15 protein-coding genes are annotated in these 16,679 nt (G+C 68.3%); 4 read left to right on the top strand and 11 right to left on the bottom strand.

Annotation, left to right across the window (positions count from 1 at the left end):
- A partial coding sequence (locus tag G3N98_RS32835) for an MFS transporter (RefSeq protein WP_206150518.1) occupies positions 1-376 on the bottom strand: 376 nt, incomplete at its 3' end.
- Positions 377-530: 154 nt separating this feature from the next.
- On the opposite strand from G3N98_RS32835, the gene G3N98_RS32830 reads away from it, so the two are divergent.
- Positions 531-1,415 (top strand): LysR family transcriptional regulator, encoded by an 885-nt coding sequence (locus G3N98_RS32830; protein WP_206150517.1) that lies wholly within the window; start codon positions 531-533, stop codon positions 1,413-1,415.
- A gap of 54 nt (positions 1,416-1,469) precedes the next feature.
- On the opposite strand, the gene eutC is transcribed toward G3N98_RS32830, so the two are convergent.
- From eutC to G3N98_RS32810, 4 genes are all read right to left on the bottom strand, one after another.
- Positions 1,470-2,264, bottom strand: coding sequence for an ethanolamine ammonia-lyase subunit EutC (gene eutC, locus G3N98_RS32825; protein ID WP_206150516.1), 795 nt, complete (start codon positions 2,262-2,264; stop codon positions 1,470-1,472).
- Positions 2,261-3,658: an ethanolamine ammonia-lyase subunit EutB gene (locus tag G3N98_RS32820; protein ID WP_206150515.1), complete on the bottom strand. Its 1,398-nt coding sequence runs from the start codon at positions 3,656-3,658 to the stop codon at positions 2,261-2,263. Before G3N98_RS32820 ends, eutC begins: the two co-directional genes overlap by 4 nt.
- 89 nt (positions 3,659-3,747) lie before the next feature.
- Positions 3,748-5,160 (bottom strand): ethanolamine permease, encoded by a 1,413-nt coding sequence (gene eat / locus G3N98_RS32815; RefSeq protein WP_089430418.1) that lies wholly within the window; start codon positions 5,158-5,160, stop codon positions 3,748-3,750.
- A 317-nt stretch (positions 5,161-5,477) separates the two neighbouring features.
- Positions 5,478-6,941: a mechanosensitive ion channel gene (locus G3N98_RS32810; protein ID WP_089471893.1), complete on the bottom strand. Its 1,464-nt coding sequence runs from the start codon at positions 6,939-6,941 to the stop codon at positions 5,478-5,480.
- Between the two features lie 277 nt (positions 6,942-7,218).
- On the opposite strand from G3N98_RS32810, the gene G3N98_RS32805 reads away from it, so the two are divergent.
- Positions 7,219-8,097 carry an AraC family transcriptional regulator gene (locus G3N98_RS32805; protein ID WP_089471892.1) on the top strand — a complete coding sequence of 293 codons (879 nt, stop codon included), beginning with the start codon at positions 7,219-7,221 and terminating at the stop codon, positions 8,095-8,097.
- An 85-nt stretch (positions 8,098-8,182) separates the two neighbouring features.
- Here the strand turns inward: G3N98_RS32805 and G3N98_RS32800 are convergent, their stop codons facing one another.
- Positions 8,183-8,554 (bottom strand): zinc ribbon domain-containing protein, encoded by a 372-nt coding sequence (locus G3N98_RS32800; protein ID WP_089471891.1) that lies wholly within the window; start codon positions 8,552-8,554, stop codon positions 8,183-8,185.
- Between the two features lie 10 nt (positions 8,555-8,564).
- The gene (locus tag G3N98_RS32795) at positions 8,565-11,192 is read right to left on the bottom strand and encodes a heavy metal translocating P-type ATPase (RefSeq protein ID WP_206150514.1); all 2,628 of its coding nucleotides are present in this window, start codon (positions 11,190-11,192) and stop codon (positions 8,565-8,567) included.
- Positions 11,193-11,272: 80 nt separating this feature from the next.
- Here G3N98_RS32795 and cadR point away from each other — a divergent pair, with 80 nt between their 5' ends.
- Complete coding sequence (gene cadR, locus G3N98_RS32790; RefSeq protein WP_011350541.1) at positions 11,273-11,704, top strand: Cd(II)/Pb(II)-responsive transcriptional regulator; 432 nt, start codon at positions 11,273-11,275, stop codon at positions 11,702-11,704.
- Between the two features lie 68 nt (positions 11,705-11,772).
- Positions 11,773-12,345 (top strand): PadR family transcriptional regulator, encoded by a 573-nt coding sequence (locus G3N98_RS32785; protein WP_206150513.1) that lies wholly within the window; start codon positions 11,773-11,775, stop codon positions 12,343-12,345.
- A gap of 45 nt (positions 12,346-12,390) precedes the next feature.
- Here G3N98_RS32785 and G3N98_RS32780 read toward each other — a convergent pair whose 3' ends face one another.
- The 4 genes from G3N98_RS32780 to G3N98_RS32765 all read right to left on the bottom strand — a co-directional run.
- On the bottom strand, positions 12,391-13,821 hold the full coding sequence (locus G3N98_RS32780) for an FAD-binding oxidoreductase (protein WP_206150512.1): 1,431 nt from the start codon (positions 13,819-13,821) through the stop codon (positions 12,391-12,393).
- Between the two features lie 15 nt (positions 13,822-13,836).
- Positions 13,837-14,625: an ABC transporter substrate-binding protein gene (locus tag G3N98_RS32775; RefSeq protein ID WP_089430414.1), complete on the bottom strand. Its 789-nt coding sequence runs from the start codon at positions 14,623-14,625 to the stop codon at positions 13,837-13,839.
- 56 nt (positions 14,626-14,681) lie between these two features.
- A complete protein-coding gene (locus G3N98_RS32770; RefSeq protein ID WP_174974737.1) occupies positions 14,682-15,836 on the bottom strand; it encodes a pyridoxal phosphate-dependent aminotransferase in 1,155 nt (384 codons plus the stop codon).
- A gap of 209 nt (positions 15,837-16,045) precedes the next feature.
- Positions 16,046-16,679, bottom strand: a 634-nt coding sequence (locus G3N98_RS32765; RefSeq protein ID WP_241026194.1) for a TetR/AcrR family transcriptional regulator, incomplete at its 5' end; no start/stop codon positions are given.

Below are 16,679 nucleotides of genomic sequence, written 5' to 3'. Positions count from 1 at the left end.
CGCAAGGGCTCGCGGCCGCCGCGAGCCCTTGCGCGGCACGCAGCAAGTCGACCGCGAGCATCGACGGCGCGAACGCAAGCGCGACCGACATCAGCGTGAAGCCGGCGACGCCGATCGCGAACAGGCGCTTGCGGCCGAACTGGTCGGCCAGCGCACCGGCCGCCATCAGGAAACTGCCGAACGCGAGCATGAACGCGTTGGTGATCCAGTTCATCGCGACCGTCCCGCCGTGCAGGTCGCGGCCGATCGCGGGCGTCGCGACGGCGCCGCCCGAAAACGACAGCGGCAGCGCGACGGCGGCCAGGCAGACGGCGGCCAGCACCCCTGCGCGCCGGCGTGCCGACGGGTCCGAAGCGGCTGAAAAAGGGTGATCCATCGTCGCTCCTCGAAAAGCCGGCGCGGATGCGCCGTCAGAGCGACAGAAGATAAATCCGATTCAATCCACGAAAAACCACGCAAAGCTCCGCATATAACGGACTAAAATTCCGCAATTCACTCGGCCACGTGCGCAGACGCACGCCTTCGATTCGATGGACAACCTGACCGGCATCGTCGCCTTCGTCCGCACCGCCGAAGCATTGAGCTTCGTCGCGGCCGGCCGCGCGCTCGGCATCTCGGCGTCGGCGGTCGGCAAGACGATCGCGAAACTCGAGCAGTCGCTCGGCGTGCGGCTGTTCAACCGCACGACGCGGCGCGTCACGCTCACCGAAGAGGGGCGGCATTTCTACGAACGCTGCCAGCGGATCCTCGAGGATTTCCGCGACGCGGAAGCGACCGTGACGGCCTCCGCACAGCGCCCGCGCGGCAGGCTGCGCGTGAGCCTGCCGGTGATCGGCTACCGGTTCCTGCTGCCGGTGCTGCCCGAATTCCGGCAGCGCTACCCGGACGTCGAACTCGATCTCGATTTCAACGACCGGATGGTGGACGTCGTCGAAGGCGGCTTCGACGCGGTGATCCGCAGCGGCCCGCTGTCGGATTCGAGCCTGATGTCGCGGCGGCTCGGCCCGTTCGCGTTCGTGCTGTGCGCGACGCCCGCGTATCTCGCGCAGGCCGGCACGCCGTGCACGCCGCGCGATCTCGAAGCGCACGAATGCGTGCGCTACTGCTTCCCGACCACCGGCAAGCTGCAGGACTGGGCGCTCGCGGCCGACGACGGCACGCCGCTGAAGCTGCGCACCGCGCTGACCTGCAACAACATGGAAGCATTGCGCGGTACCGTGCTCGCAGGGCTCGGCATCGGCTACATGCCCGACTTCCTCGCGCGCGATGCGCTTGAGCAGGGCGCACTCGTCACCGTGCTCGACGACTACCGGATCGCGCCGGGGCAATTCTCGATCGTGTGGCCGTCGAGCCGGCAGTTGTCACCGAAGCTGCGTGTGTTCGTCGATTTTCTGTGCGAGCGGTTGTTCAGATAGCCGCCCGTCGGGCCGCTCGAACACAGCCACGCGGCGGCCCGCGCATGGCCCTTTTCAATCCGCCCCGATCCGCTCCGCCTCTGCCTGCGGCAGCAACGCATCGCTGTCGTCCTTCAGCCCGACACCCGTCAGCCCGAGCCGTCGCGCGTGCGTCATCAGGTAATGCAGCTTGTGCGCGGCCCCCGCGTACGGCAGCCCTTCGGGCCGCACGTTCGAGATGCAGTTGCGCAATGCATCGTGGCAGCCGACCTTCGGCGCCCAAGTCAGGTACACGCCGAGACTGTCCGGCGAGCTGAGCCCCGGCCGTTCGCCGATCAGCATCGCGACCACCTTCGCGCGCAGCAATTCGCCGATCTCGTCGCCGAGCGCGACGCGCGCCTGCGTCGCGACCACCACCGGGCCGATCCGCCAGCCATCCGCATCGAGCCGCGGACGCACGGCCTGCAGCAACGGCAGCGCCTGCTTCGCGGCTGCAAACGCCGACAACCCGTCGCCGACCACGAACACGACGTCGGGCCCGTCGCCCGTCACCGCGTCGCCGTGCGTCGCCAGCAGCGCGCGCCCTTCATCCGACAGCTTGCGGCCGAGGTCGGGCCGGCGCAGGTAATGCTGGCGATCGGGCGCGGCACTCTGCACGCCGAGCGTCGCGAAGCCGGCTGCCTCGATCTCCCGCCGCAGCGCGTCCACGTCGAGCGGCTGGTGCACCGCGTCGCGCGCCTGCGCATGCGACAGGTTGAACGCGAGCAGCGGCGCGGTCGGCAGGCTGTTGCCCGCGCGGCCGAGCGCGATCCGCGCGTTGGTGAACGACTTCAGCTGCGCCCACGGGTTCTTTTCGACGGCGTCGCTCATGCCGAAATCCCCATCCAGTCGTTCGCGCCCGCGAGCAGCGGCACGCGCGACGTCGCCGCACGCAACGCGCCGTGCGCGTCGGCGATCTCCATCGTCTCCAGCCACTCCTCGAATTCCGGCGCGCGGCGCAGGCCCAGCACCTCGCGCACGTACAGCTGGTCGTGGAACGACGTGCTCTGGTAGTTCAGCATCACGTCGTCCGCGCCCGGAATTCCCATGATGAAGTTGATGCCGGCCACACCGAGCAGCGTCAGCAGCGTATCCATGTCGTCCGAGTCGGCTTCCGCGTGGTTCGTGTAGCAGATGTCGCAGCCCATCGGCACGCCGAGCAGCTTCCCGCAGAAGTGATCCTCGAGCCCCGCACGGATGATCTGCTTGCCGTCGTACAGGTATTCCGGCCCGATGAAGCCGACCACCGTGTTCACGAGGAACGGCTCGAACTTGCGCGCCACCGCATACGCGCGCACTTCGCAGGTCTGCTGATCGACGCCGAAGTGCGCGTTCGCCGACAGCGCACTGCCTTGCCCCGTCTCGAAGTACATCAGGTTGTTGCCGACCGTGCCGCGCTTGAGCGACAACGCGGCCTCGCGCGCCTCGCCGAGCAGCGCGAGCGAGATGCCGAAGCTCGCGTTCGCCTTCTCGGTGCCCGCGATCGACTGGAACACGAGATCGACCGGCGCGCCCTTCTCGACCGCCGCGATCGTGTTGGTCACGTGCGTGAGCACGCACGACTGCGTCGGCACGCCGTAGCGTTCGCGGAAGCCGTCGATCATCGCGAGCAGCTTCACGATCGCCGCGAGGCTGTCGGTGGCCGGGTTGATGCCGATCATCGCGTCGCCGCAGCCGTACATCAGCCCGTCGAGCATCGACGCGGCGATGCCCTTCACGTCGTCGGTCGGGTGGTTCGGCTGCAGCCGCACCGACATCCGGCCCGGTAGCCCGACCGTATTGCGAAAGCGCGTGACCACGCGGCGCTTCCTCGCCGCCGCGATCAGGTCCTGGTTGCGCATCAGCTTCGACACCGCCGCGACCATCTCGGGCGTGAGGCCCGGCGCAATCCGTTCGAGCGCCGCGCCGTCGGCGGCCGGCGACAGCAGCCAGTTGCGGAACTCGCCGACGGTGAGGTGCGAGATTTCCGCGAAGGCAGCCGCATCGTGATCGTCGACGATGAGGCGCGTGACCTCGTCGGCTTCATACGGGATCACCGCTTCGTTCAGGAATGCCTTCAGCGGCACGCCCGCGAGCGCGATCTTCGCGGCGACGCGCTCCTCCTCGCTCGCCGCCGCGACACCGGCGAGCTGGTCGCCGGAACGCAGCGGGCTCGCCTTCGCGAGCAGCGTCTTCAGGTCCGCGAAACGGTACGTGCGCGAACCGATCGTCTCCGTATAGGACATCTGCGAATCTCCTTGCCAAAAGCCGACGGCGCGCCCGTTCGACGGGGCGCGCCGGATGCCGTCAGGAACGGCCGTTCATCTGCACCTGCTCACTCCTCCAGCAGCACGTCGCCCGGCGCACTCGCACGCTGCGAACGCGTCGCGAGGAAGTACGCGTAGCCGAACGCGAGGAAGCCGAGGAACACCAGCGCGACCAGCCCGTTGAAGTACACCATCGTACCGAGACAGACGAGCGCGGCCAGGATCGCGAACGCCGGGAAGATCGGGTACAGCGGCGCGCGGAACGGCCGCGCCATGTTCGGCTGCGAGCGGCGCAGCTTGAACAGCGACGCCATGCTCACGATATACATCACGATCGCACCGAATACCGACATCGTCACGATATTCGCAGTCAGCGTCTGCCCGCCGAACTGGATCAGCTCGTCGCTGTAGATCGCCGCGATCCCGACCACGCCGCCCGCGAGAATCGCGCGATGGGGCGTCTTGAAGCGCGGATGCACCTTCCCGAGCCATTCGGGCAGGTAGCCTTCGCGGGCCAGCGCGAAGATCTGGCGCGAATAGCCGAGGATGATCCCGTGGAACGACGCGACCAGCCCGAACAACCCAAGCCACACGAGCATGTGCATCCAGCCGCTGTTCGCGCCGACGATGTACTTCATCGCCTGCGGCAGCGGGTCGTTGATGTTCGCGAGCTTGGTCCAGTCGCCCGCGCCGCCGGCGAACACCATCACGCCGATCGCCAGTGCAACGAGGGTCAGGATCCCGGCCACGTACGCGATCGGGATCGAGCGCTTCGGGTTCTTCGCCTCCTCGGCGGCCATCGCGACGCCTTCGATCGCGAGGAAGAACCAGATCGCGAACGGGATCGCCGCGAACATCCCGTGGAACGCGCCCACGCTGAAATGATCGGCGCCCGACCAGCCGCCCTTCATGAAGTTGCTCCACGCGAAGCCCGGCGACACGACGCCCATGAACACCAGCAACTCGAAGATCGCGAGTAGCGTGACGACCAGCTCGAAGGTCGCCGCGATCTGCACGCCGACGATGTTCAGCGCCATGAACACGAGATACGCGCCCATTGCCGCATGCTTGGGCTCGAGGCCGGGGAACTGCACGTGCAGGTACGCGCCGATCGCGAGTGCGATCGCGGGCGGTGCAAACACGAACTCGACGAGTGTCGCCGCACCGGCGAGATAGCCGCCGGTCGGGCCGAACGCCCGGCGCGCATACGCGAACGGGCCGCCCGCATGCGGGATCGACGTCGTCAGCTCGGTGAAACTGAAAATGAAGGTGGTGTACATCGCCGCGACGAACAACGCGGTGACGACGAAGCCCAGCGTGCCGGCGCTCGCCCAGCCGTAGCTCCAGCCGAAGTACTCGCCGGAAATCACGAGGCCGACCGCGATGCCCCACAGTTGCCAGGTCCCGAGCGTCTGCTGCAGCGCGGGCTGGCCGGACGACTTGGCGCCGGCGGCGGGCCGGCCATTCGACTCTGCTTTCATCGGACTCTCTCCTCAAAGGCGCCGTGCCTGCCGGCCTGCGCGACTGAGAATCGATGCTAGAGAGTCATTAAACGACGTGTTATCGAAATTCGGCAAAGATCGCGGCTGACATTTCGCTTGCGGAAATGCCGACACGGAACGCGTGACGAAGCCGACACGCCGCAGGCGGCACCGCGGCAGCCTTCGCCGACAGCCGGGCGCTGGCGGCGCCGCGCGCGCGGACGCTGTCGCGTGACGTTCCCGCCCGGCCGGATACATACGCGGCCGCAACACCGTCCGGCCATGCAGCGCGGACGGACGGAGGCGCGACGGTGGCGTTACTGGCCGCCGCCGCGCTGGTTGAACCAGCGGTCGAGCAGCTTGCCGGCCGCTTCGCGGCCGCCGAGGCCGAACGACAGCGCCACCGCCACCGCGATCGCGCCGAGCACGAGGCCAAAGGCGAGCTGGACGATCTCGTTCGCGATGCCCATCGCGCGCAGCCCCATCGCGAACACGAGGCCCAGGATCGCGAATTGCGCGATGCGCGCGAACAGCACGCTGTGCTCGCGGTCGGCCTGCTCGATCACGCGGCGCGCGAGGCCCGCGAGCCACACGCCGATCACGAGGATCACGCCGCCCATCAGCACGTGGCCGCCGAATTCGATGAACAGCGTGACGACGTCGCGCACCTGCGAGAAGCCGAGCCGGTTCGCGGCTTCGACCGACGCGAACAGCATCGCGAAAAACACGATCAGCCGCGCGACCAGCACCGACGGCTGCAGGATCCCCGAGAACACACGCTCGACGCCGAGCACGGCCGGCAGCCCGTCGGCGCCCGCGGCCTCCAGCAGCTTCTGCGCGAGCGACGCGACGAAGCGCGCGAAGTAGAACGTCACGAGCACGATCACGATCGCCGCGACGATGTCCGGCACCGCGCCGAGGAACTGGTTCAGCATGTTGGTGGCCGGCACCGAGATCGCGTCGATCTTCAGCGCGTCGAGCGCGGAGATCAGCGTCGGCACGAACACGAACACGTAGACGATCGTGCCGACCAGGCTCGACACGCGCACGGGCGTCGGGCTGTCGAGGCGCTGCGTGAGGCGGTCGGCGCCGGCGGCGACGAGCAGGTTCGTCACGAGGCCGCGCAGCACGCGCGCGACGATCCAGCCGACGATGCCGATCACCGCGGCCGCGAAAATGTTCGGCACGATCGCGAGCAGCTTGTCGACCATCCCCTGCACCGGCGACAGCAGCCCCGACAGCGCGAACGACGCGAGGATCGCCGGCAGGAACATCAGGATCACGAGCCAGAACAGCACGTCGCCGAGATAGCCGGTCATCGGCTGCATGCCGGCGCCTTCGGACAGCTTGTCGTCGATCTTGCTCGCCTTCAGCGCGCGGTTCGCGAGGCTGCGCAGCAGCGACGCGATGAGCCACGCGATCAGCGTCAGCGCCGCGCCGCCAATCAGGTTCGGCAGGTAGTTGACGATGTGGGTGACGAGCAGCGAGAACGGGTTGGACACCGCATACAGGTTGAGCACGTTGAAGATGCCCACCGCGGTGACGAGCAGCACGAGCCAGAACAGGCCGCCCGCGATGATGCGCTCGACGCAGGCGCCCTGGCCGGTGCTTTCGTTGATCCGCTGATCGACCTTCAGCGCGCTGAGCAGGCGCATCGCGCCGGCCCGCACCACGACGGCGATCAGCCAGCCGATCACCAGGATGCCGATCGCGCCGGCGATCTTTGGCAGATACCCCCCTAGCGTGGTCTGCAGCGACGTGATGAAGCTGGAAGCATCCATTTCTTCTTCTCCCGAAAACGTGGTGTTGCGATTGAACATCGACGAACTACCTGCGTACTTCGAAAAACGTGCTGCCCCGACGGAGCAACTTACCCGAGAAAAATGACGCGATCACCCGATTTCACCGTCTTTAACTTTAGTCATAGATCGCAGGGGGGCAAGACCCCATTTCGCCAAAATAAAATGGGGCTCGACTCGTTGGCCTCCTACGCATTTCCGCAAGATTTATCAAATCGGGCCGTGCTACCGTGACGTCGGTTCCTGCCCTGACACGCCGATGACCATCGAAACGAAACCCGACCCGCCCGCCTGGCTTCGCTATGCGGCGAGCGTGGCGCGCGTGCACGAATACATCCGCGCACATCTCGACGGCCCGCTCGACCTGAACCGGCTCGCCGAAGTCGCGTGCCTGTCGCCGTACCACTGGCAGCGCGTCTATCGCGCGCTGTACGGCGAGTCGATCGTGCTGACGGTGCGGCGGATGCGGATCGTGCGCGCGTCCGAGGATCTCGTGTGCACGGCGCGGCCGATCGACGAAATCGCGCGGCGCGCGGGCTACGGTTCGACGCATGCGTTCGCGCGGGCGTTTCGCGATGCATACGGCGTGCCGCCCGTGCAGCACCGGCGCACGGGCAGCCACCGGCCCATCTATCCGTTACAGCGAGGAGAGGAAGACATGTTCAAGCATGAAGTCGAGATCCGGCGGCTGCCGGAATTACACGGCTATGCGGTGGCGCACACCGGGTCGTACCTGAAGGTCGGCGACGCGTTCGCCCGGATCGGTGCGTGGGCCGGTCCGCGCGGGCTGATCGGTCCGGGCGCGAAGATGATCGGGATTTTTTACGACGACCCGGACACGACGCCCGAAGCGCAGTTGCGCGCGAAAGCGTGCTTCATGCCGGCCGACGGCGCGCCGGACATCGAACCCGCGCCGCCGGTGGAGCGTGCGACGGTCGCAGGCGGCGAATATGCGGTGCTGCTGCATACGGGGCCGTATGCGGACCTGAAGACGGCCTACCAGTGGCTCTACGGCGACTGGCTGCGCCACTCGGGCCGTGAAGCCGCCGACGCGCCGCCGTTCGAGCTGTACCTCAATACGCCGATGGATGCCGCGCCGGCCGACCTGCGCACCGAGATCTACCTGCCGCTGCGCTGATCGGAAGGCCTGCGCGGCGGCCCTGAAACGAAGCGCGCCGGCTGGCGTTCACACGCCGCCGGCGCGAATGCGCGGATCAACCGGCTTACGCGGCCTGCGTCCCGCACCCGGGGCAGAACCGCGCGTCGTCCGCCAGCGCCGAGTGGCAGCGGCTGCAGGACTTGCCGCGTTGCGCGGCACCGCACTGCGCGCAGAAGCGCGCATCCGCCGCATTGAGTGCGCCGCAGCCCGCACAGGCGAGCTGGCTCAACGGCACGTTGCCGCCGGCCTGCCCGCTTCGACTGTCGGCCGGCGCCTGCCAGCCCCAGCCGTGGCGATCGCGGCCGCGCGCATCGTGGCCGTCGTGCCCGTCCCGGCGCTGCCCGCCGTGATGCCCGCCACCGTGGCCGCTGTTGTTGCCGTGCCCGCCGCCATGGCCACCGCCGTGGCCGCCCAGGATTCGTTTCAGAAAGCTCATCGCCCGCTCCTCAACGCTTGGCCTGCGCGCCGCCGAACGCCCCCGAGGACGACAGCAGCCGCAAACCGTTGGCCACGACGATCAGGCTTGCACCCGCGTCGGCGAAGACCGCCATCCACATCGTGCCGAGCCCCGCGACCGTGAGGCCGAGGAACACGATCTTCACGCCGAGCGCGAAGCCGATGTTCTGCACCAGGACGCGATGTGTCGCACGCGACAGCCGCACGAACGCGGGAATCTTGCGCAGGTCGTCGTCCATCAGCGCGACGTCGGCCGTCTCGATCGCCGTGTCGGTGCCCATCGCGCCCATCGCGAAGCCGATATCGGCGCGCGCGAGCGCCGGCGCGTCGTTGATCCCGTCGCCGACCATCCCGACCGCGCCCGCGCCGCCGGCCGACAGCTCCTCGACTGCCGCGAGCTTGTCTTCCGGCAACTGGTTGCCGCGTGCGTCGTCGATGCCGGCCTGCTGCGCGATCGCCTGCGCGGTATGCGGGTTGTCGCCGGTCAGCATCGCGGTGCGGATGCCGAGCGCATGCAGATCCGCGATCGCTTCACGGCTCGTGTCCTTGATCGTGTCGGCCACCGCGAAGATGCCGAGCACGCGCGCTTCGTCGACCAGCACCACGACGCTCTTGCCCTGCCGCTCGAGCGCATCGAGCTTCGCTTCGAGGGCCGTCGAGCAGCGCTCGAGTTCCTCGACGAGCCGGTGGTTGCCGAGCCAGTAGCGCGTGCCGTCGATCGTGCCGCGCACGCCGCGCCCGACGATCGCTTCGAAGTCCTGTACATCGGCGAATGCCGTCGTGCCCGCGTCGCGCGCCGCGGCTGCGATCGCCTGCGACACCGGGTGATCGGAGCGCGCCGCGAGGCTCGCGCCGAGGTGCCGCACGCGTGCCTCGTCGGCGTCGGTCGCGTGCAGGTCGAAGTCGGTCTGCACCGGCTTGCCGTGCGTGATCGTGCCGGTCTTGTCGAGCGCGAGCCACGCGAGCTTGCGCCCTTCTTCCAGGTACACGCCGCCCTTCACGAGAATCCCGCGTCGTGCGGCGGCCGCGAGCCCCGACACGATCGTCACCGGCGTCGAGATCACCAGTGCGCACGGGCACGCGATCACGAGCAGCACCAGCGCGCGGTAGATCCAGTCGTGCCACGCACCGCCCATCACGAGCGGCGGCGCCACCGCGACCAGCAGCGCGACCGCGAACACGATCGGCGTGTAGACGCGTGCGAACTGGTCGACGAAGCGCTGCGTCGGCGCCTTCGCGCCTTGCGCTTCTTCAACTGCGTGGATGATCCGCGCGAGCGTCGAGTTGGCCGCGACGGCCGTCACGCGATAGTCGAACGAACCCGATTCGTTGATCGTGCCCGCATACACGGCGTCGCCGGTCGTCTTTTCGACGGGCAGGCTCTCGCCGGTGATCGGCGCCTGGTTCACCGTCGAGCGGCCCGCGACGACTTCGCCGTCCAGCCCGATCCGCTCGCCCGGCTTCACACGCACGACTGCACCGAGCGCCACCTGCGCGGCCTCGATCGTGCGCCACGACCCGTCGGCGTCCTGCACGGTCGCGGTGTCCGGCGCGAGCTGCATCAGGCCCTGGATCGCATTGCGTGCCCGGTCCAGCGACTTCGCTTCGATCAGCTCGGCGATCGTGAACAGCACCATCACCATCGCGGCTTCCGGCCACTGGCCGATCGCCATCGCGCCCGTCACCGCGATGCTCATCAGCGCGTTGATGTTCAGGTTGCCGTTGCGGATCGCGATCCAGCCCTTCTTGTACGTGGTGAGCCCGCACGCGAGCACCGCCGCCAGCGCAAGCGCCGCCGCGAGCCATACGGGCAGGCCTGCCCAGGTCGCGCCCTCGGATGCGATCGCGGCGACACCGGCGAGCGCCAGCGGCCACCACGGCTTCGGGGGGGCGTCAGCGACGCGCGCGGCCGGTGCGCCGGGCGCTGCCGCCTCGGGCGTCATCCCGAGCGAGCGGATCGCGCTTTCGATCGCCGGCTGGGCGTCCGGCATGTGCTCGACCGTCAGCATCCGCTGCATCAGGTTGAATTCGAGCGCCGACACTTCGCTCATCCCGCCGAGCTTCTTGCGGATCAGCGTTTCCTCGGTCGGGCAGTCCATCTGCATGATCCGGAATGCGGAGCGCACGTGACCCGACGCGGTCGCCTGCGCGACCGGCAGCGGCGCGAGCGTCAGCGCGGCAGGCGCGCAGCAGTCACCGGCCGCGTGGTCGTGGTCGTGGTCGTGGTCGTGGTCGTGGTCGTGGCCGGCATGGTCGTGTGCGGCGCTGCCGTGTGCACAGGCGGCGCCATGGACATGGCCGTCGCCATGCTCGTGCGCATGGTCATGACCATGATCGTGGTCGTGTTCCTTGCCGCTGCCGTGGCTGCAACCGGCGCCGTGGGCGTGCCCCTCTTCGCGACCGGCGTGCGCGTGATCATGTTCGTGATCGTGGTCGTGGCTGTGGGCCTGCGACTGCGCGCCGCGCGCTGCGGCGGCCTTGCCATGCGCGTGCTCGCCGGCCGTCGGCGCCGCCTCGGCGACGGTCGCCGTATCCGTATCGTGCGCGTCGGCGCAGCACGGAGCGGCGCCGCCGGCATGACGGTGTCGTGGGTCGTGGGTACGCTGGGCGTCGGTCATGACAACCTCCTCAATGGCTAACGGTGTAGAGTTAACACCCTGAAGCCACTACAAGGTCAACCCTTACACGGGAGAAAGGCATGAAGATCGGCGAACTGGCCAAAGCAGCCCGCTGCACACCCGAGACGATCCGTTTCTACGAGAAAGAGGGTCTGATGCCGGATGCGGAGCGCACCGACTCGAACTACCGCAACTACACCGACGTGCACGTCGAGCGGCTGCGCTTCATCCGCAACTGCCGCGCGCTCGACATGGCCCACGACGAAATCCGCGCGCTGCTGCAGCTCACCGACACGCCGGCCGACCCCTGCGATTCGATCAACTCACTGCTCGACGAACACATCGGGCACGTCGATGCGCGCCTCGCGGAACTCACGCATCTACGCGACCAGCTCACCGAATTGCGCCGCCAGTGCGTCGGCGAACATTCGGTCGAGGATTGCGGCATCGTGCACGGTCTCGCGACGATGGAAACCGTCGCCCCGGCCGCGAAACGCTCGCATCTCGGCTGAAATCCTTGTGAAATATGATAGTCTGGTTGAGAATAGTTATATTCTTACCAGATATCGAATAACTATTCATGTCCACCAGTCGCCCGTCCCCGCTCGCGCTGGCCGTCCTCGCGACGCTCACCGAAACGCCGATGCATCCCTACGGGATGCTGCAGCAACTGAAGGCGCGCGGGTACGACGAAGTCGTCAACGTGCGCCAGCGCACGAGCCTCTACCAGACGATCGACCGGCTGCTGCGCGACGGGCTGATCGCCGTGCACGACACCGAGCGCGACGGCGCGTTTCCGGAGCGCACGCTGTATGCGCTGACCGAGGCCGGGCACACGGCCGGGCAGGCGTGGCTGCATGCGCTGCTCGCGGAACCCGCGCGTGACTTCCCGGCGTTCGGCGCCGGTCTCGCGTTCCTGCCGCTGCTCGACGCCGAAGACGCCCGCCACCAGCTCGAGCTTCGAATCACACGGCTCGACGCGGAGCGCGAACGCCTCGAAACGCTGCGCGCCACCGCGCAGGCCGACCAGGTGCCGCGCCTGTTCCTGCTGCAGAACGAGCATGCGCTCGTGCTGCTCAATGCCGAACTCGACTGGGCGCGCAGCGTCGTCGAGCACCTGAAGATCGGTGCGCTGCGCTGGGTGGACGGCTGACGCGTCACGCAGGCCGACTCCCGCCGGCAACGTGCATCGCCCCGATCAAAGCACCTTGCCGGGATTCAGGATGCCGAGCGGATCCAGCGCGGCCTTCAGGCGTCGCATCAATCCGATTTCCGCGTCGCTGCGCGTATGCGCGAGATAGGGGCGCTTGAGCACGCCGATCCCGTGCTCGGCCGACACCGAGCCGCCCATGTCGCGCACCACCGCGTACACGCAGTGATCGAGCGCATCGAGGTCCGTGTCGGTCATCCCGGCCAGCGACACACCGATATGCACGTTGCCGTCGCCGACATGGCCGAAGAACAGGCACGTGACGTCCGGCCAGCGCGCCCGCAATGCCGCCTCGCAACGCTCGGCGAATGCGCCGAGTTCGCCCGTCGGCAGGCTCACGTCGAAGTTGACGAGCTGCGGCAGCGCGTCGATCGCGAGGCCTTCGCGCAGCGTCCACAAGTCACGCGCCTGCCGCTCCGACGTCGCGAGCACCGCATCCTCCACGAGCCCTGCGTCGAACCCCGCCGCGAGACCGGCTTCCAGCGCCTGGTGCGCATCGCCGCCCGGTGCGCTCGTCGCGCATTCGATCAGGATCGCGAATCCATCGTCGCCGACGAACGGCGCCGAAACACCGGGCGTATGACGCGCGACGTAGTCGTAGAACGCCGGCCACATCGCCTCGAAACTGACGACCTCCGGCAACATGCGCACGCTGTTCCACAGCGCGACGACCGCGTCGTAGTCGCGCACGCGGCAGAGCGCCGTGGCCGGCGCGGCCAGCAGCGGATGCAGCCGCAGCACCGCGCGCGTGACGACGCCGAGCGTCCCTTCGCTGCCGATGAACAGCTGCTTGAGGTCGTAGCCCGCGTTGTTCTTCAGCATCCGGTTCATCGACGACACGACCGTGCCGTCCGCGAGCACGGCCTCGAGCCCGAGCACCTGCTCGCGCATCATCCCGTAGCGGATCGCGCGCGTGCCGCCCGCATTGGTCGCGAGCATGCCGCCGATCTGGCATGAGCCGCGTGCGCCGAGATCGACGCCGAACGTGAAACCCGCCGCTTCCGCGGCTTCCTGCACCGTCTGCAGCGGCGTTCCGGCGCGTACCGTCATCGTGCCGGCCGCCGCGTCGAGCGCCTCGATGCCCGCGAAGCGCTCCATCGACAGCACCACCTCGCCGCCGAGCGCGACCGCACCGCGCGCGAGTCCGGTCAAACCGCCCTGCGGCACGACCGGCTGGCCGAGCCACGCACACAGCGCGAGCGTGCGCGACACGTCGTCGACACTGCGCGGTCGCACCAGCGCACGCGGCCGCACGCCGGCCGGCTCGTTGTACGCGGTGAAGTAACGCGGATCGATATCCATCGAGCGCGTCACGAGCGCATCGCCCAGTTCGGCGACGAGCACGGCTTCGATCGCGTCACCCGACAGCGATCCGCCACCCTGTTCGCCACCCGCCGCGGCCGTGTTCCGGTTCTGCATCGCGCGCGGCTCCGCTTACTTCGCCGAGATGTCGATATCGCCGAAATACTTCAGGCCGAGCGACTTCACCGTGCCGTCCGCCTTCAGCTTGTCGATCGCCGCATCGAGTTTCGCCTTCAGCGCGCTGTCGCCTTTACGCAGCCCGAATGCGATGCCATTGCCGAGAATCTTGTCGTCGCGCACGGGCTGGCCGACGAACGAGAAGCCCTTGCCGTCCGGACGCGACAGGAAGCCGCGCTGGCCGGACGGTGCGAGCACGAGCGTCGCGTCGAGACGGCCGGCCACGAGGTCCGCGTACGCCTGGTTCTGGTCCTGGTACGCGACGACCGCGACGCCCGCCGGCTCCCAGTGCGCCTTCGCGAAGGTTTCCTGGATCGATGCCTGCAGCACGCCGACGCGCTTGCCCTTCAGCGATTCCGGCGTCGGCAGCAGGCCGCTGCCGGTGCGCGCGATCAGTTGGGTCGGCACGCGATAGATGATCGTCGTGAAGTCGATCGCCTGGCGCCGCTGCTCGGTCGCGTTCATCGCCGAGTTGATCGCGTCGAACTTGCGGCCCTGCAGCGCGGGAATCAGGCCGTCGAACGACGTCTCGACCCATTTGCACGACAGCTTCGCCGTCTGGCAGACGGCATTGCCGACGTCGATGTCGAAGCCCTGCAGGTCGCCGTTCGGCGCTTTCGATTCGAACGGCGGATATTGCGCTTCGAGGCCGAAGCGCAGCGTCTGCGCGTCGGCGAGCGCCGCGCCCGAGCCGATGGCGCACGCGAGTGCGAACGCGAGTTTCAGGGTGGCCGTGTGCTTCATCGTGATCTCCTGTGTCTGGTCGGTGCGACGTCCCGTCGCCGGTTTCCGTACGGGCCTTACAGCGAACGCAGCCGCCGCGCGCCTTCGACCAGCGTCGCGTCGTCCTTCGAAAAACTGAGCCGGATCACGCCGGCGTCGGTGCCGTCGGTATAGAACGCCGACAGAGGAATCGTCGCGACGCGCGCATCGCGGATCAGGCGCAGCACGAAATCGCTGTCGCTTTCGTCCGAGAAGTGCCGGAAGCGCGCGAGCATGAAGAACGAGCCTTCGCTCGGCAGCAGCTCGAAACGCGAATCGGCCAGCTCGCGCGCGAGCAGGTCGCGCTTGGCCTGGTAGAACGCCGACAGGCCGAGATAGCTGTCCGGTCGCGCGAGGATTTCCGCGAACGCGACCTGCATCGGCGTGTCGGCCGCGAACACCATGAACTGGTGCACCTTGCGGATCTCGTCCATCAGCTCGGCCGGCGCGAGGCAATAGCCGACCCGCCAGCCCGTCACGTGGAACGACTTGCCGAACGACGACACGATCACGCTGCGCTCGGCCAGCTCGCGATGGCGCGCCATGCTCTGGTGCTGCGCGCCATCGAACACGACGTGCTCGTAGACCTCGTCGGACAGGATCACGATGCCGGTATCGCGCGTGAGCTGCGCAAGCCGTTCGAGATCGTCGGCCGAAAACACCGTTGCGGTCGGGTTGTGCGGCGTGTTGACGATGATCATCCGCGTGCGCGGGTTGATCGCCGCGGCGACTTCGTCCCAGTTCACGCGGAAATGCTCGGGCGACAGCTTGATCGCCACCGGCGTCGCGCCCTGCAGCCGCACGATCGGCGCATAGCTGTCGAACGACGGCTCGAAGTAGATCACCTCGTCGCCCGGATGCACGAGCGCGCTGATCGCCGCGTAGAGCCCTTCGCTCGCGCTGGCGATCACCGTGATTTCCGTGGCCGGGTCGTAGTGTGGGCCGTACAGCGCCTCGGTCTTTTCGGCGAGCCGCTCGCGCAGCGCCATGACGCCGGCCATCGGCGCGTACTGGTTGTGGCCGTCGCGCATCGCGCGCGCGACGCCTTCGACGAGCGCCGGATCGGGCGCGAAATTCGGCGCCCCCTGCGACAGGTTCAACGCATCGTGCCGGGCAGCCAGTTGGCCGATCACCGTGAAGATCGTCGTCCCGACGTCGGGCAGTTTCGAACGGGGCGCGGTCGCGCTTCGCATGACTCCTCCTTCTGATGTCCTTCGGGCGGCCGTGCGCGACACGCGCGGCCTGCATCTGTCGCACGATTTAGCCCGAGCCAATATCGGTGGACAATCGAAAGTTCGTCATGGCGGCCATGCATTTTTCTCATGGCTCGCGCAGAGGGGTATGCAGCGGCAAGGCTAGCCTGCCGGGGCGACATGCGAATCAGGCATTTCCCCTAGGAATACTACCGGCCAATCGCCGCCAGGTAGGCGAGCAGCACGGCCCGCAGTTCGCTGCGCAGCGCGGCGATGTCGAACGCGGGCCCGAGCGTCAGCAACGCCTGCGAAAGCCCGCCGTAGCAGATCGTGTGCGCCATCCGCGCGAGCCCGTCGAGCCGCGCGGCCGGCGGCGGATCGGCCGCGTGCTCGAGCGCGTCGCGCCACAGCGCGACATACGCGTCGTAATGCCGACGGTAGGCGGTGAGCGGCGACACCTGCCGTTCCAGCGCGAAGAGCGCGCCCCACAGCGCCGCGTCGGCGCCGATCGCCTCGACCTGCAGGTCGACGAGCGCGGCGGCCAGTTCGGCCCGCGGCGCGCCGTGCAACCGCGCGATGGCGTCGCGCAGCCGGTCGGCCAACGCCAGCACGTGTCGGTGGATGCAGAGCGCCGCGAGGCTCTGCTTGTCGCCGAAGTATTCGTAGAAGGTGCCGATGCTCACGCCCGCGACCGCCGCGATCTCGCGGATCGTCGCCTTCGCGTAGCCGCGTTCGAGCAAAAGCTGAACGAACGCCTGCTGCAGCGCGTCGGAACTCGCCTGCGCGCGCGACTGGCGCGGCCGGCGGCGCAAGGCGGGCGCGGGTGGCGCCGCCGGCTGGCGA

Source organism: Burkholderia sp. Tr-20390 (assembly GCF_017104595.1).
Lineage (GTDB): Bacteria > Pseudomonadota > Gammaproteobacteria > Burkholderiales > Burkholderiaceae > Burkholderia.
Note: the sequence above shows the minus strand (reverse complement) of the source record. Positions and strands in the feature narration are given on the sequence as shown.

What these genes read in the sequence shown, in the direction of transcription:
- G3N98_RS32830 (WP_206150517.1), top strand. Translation starts at nt 531, where the DNA reads ATGGACAACCTGACCGGCATCGTCGCCTTCGTCCGCACCGCCGAAGCA.
- eutC (WP_206150516.1), bottom strand. Translation starts at nt 2,264, where the DNA reads ATGAGCGACGCCGTCGAAAAGAACCCGTGGGCGCAGCTGAAGTCGTTC.
- G3N98_RS32820 (WP_206150515.1), bottom strand. Translation starts at nt 3,658, where the DNA reads ATGTCCTATACGGAGACGATCGGTTCGCGCACGTACCGTTTCGCGGAC.
- eat (WP_089430418.1), bottom strand. Translation starts at nt 5,160, where the DNA reads ATGAAAGCAGAGTCGAATGGCCGGCCCGCCGCCGGCGCCAAGTCGTCC.
- G3N98_RS32810 (WP_089471893.1), bottom strand. Translation starts at nt 6,941, where the DNA reads ATGGATGCTTCCAGCTTCATCACGTCGCTGCAGACCACGCTAGGGGGG.
- G3N98_RS32805 (WP_089471892.1), top strand. Translation starts at nt 7,219, where the DNA reads ATGACCATCGAAACGAAACCCGACCCGCCCGCCTGGCTTCGCTATGCG.
- G3N98_RS32800 (WP_089471891.1), bottom strand. Translation starts at nt 8,554, where the DNA reads ATGAGCTTTCTGAAACGAATCCTGGGCGGCCACGGCGGTGGCCATGGC.
- G3N98_RS32795 (WP_206150514.1), bottom strand. Translation starts at nt 11,192, where the DNA reads ATGACCGACGCCCAGCGTACCCACGACCCACGACACCGTCATGCCGGC.
- cadR (WP_011350541.1), top strand. Translation starts at nt 11,273, where the DNA reads ATGAAGATCGGCGAACTGGCCAAAGCAGCCCGCTGCACACCCGAGACG.
- G3N98_RS32785 (WP_206150513.1), top strand. Translation starts at nt 11,773, where the DNA reads ATGTCCACCAGTCGCCCGTCCCCGCTCGCGCTGGCCGTCCTCGCGACG.
- G3N98_RS32780 (WP_206150512.1), bottom strand. Translation starts at nt 13,821, where the DNA reads ATGCAGAACCGGAACACGGCCGCGGCGGGTGGCGAACAGGGTGGCGGA.
- G3N98_RS32775 (WP_089430414.1), bottom strand. Translation starts at nt 14,625, where the DNA reads ATGAAGCACACGGCCACCCTGAAACTCGCGTTCGCACTCGCGTGCGCC.
- G3N98_RS32770 (WP_174974737.1), bottom strand. Translation starts at nt 15,836, where the DNA reads ATGCGAAGCGCGACCGCGCCCCGTTCGAAACTGCCCGACGTCGGGACG.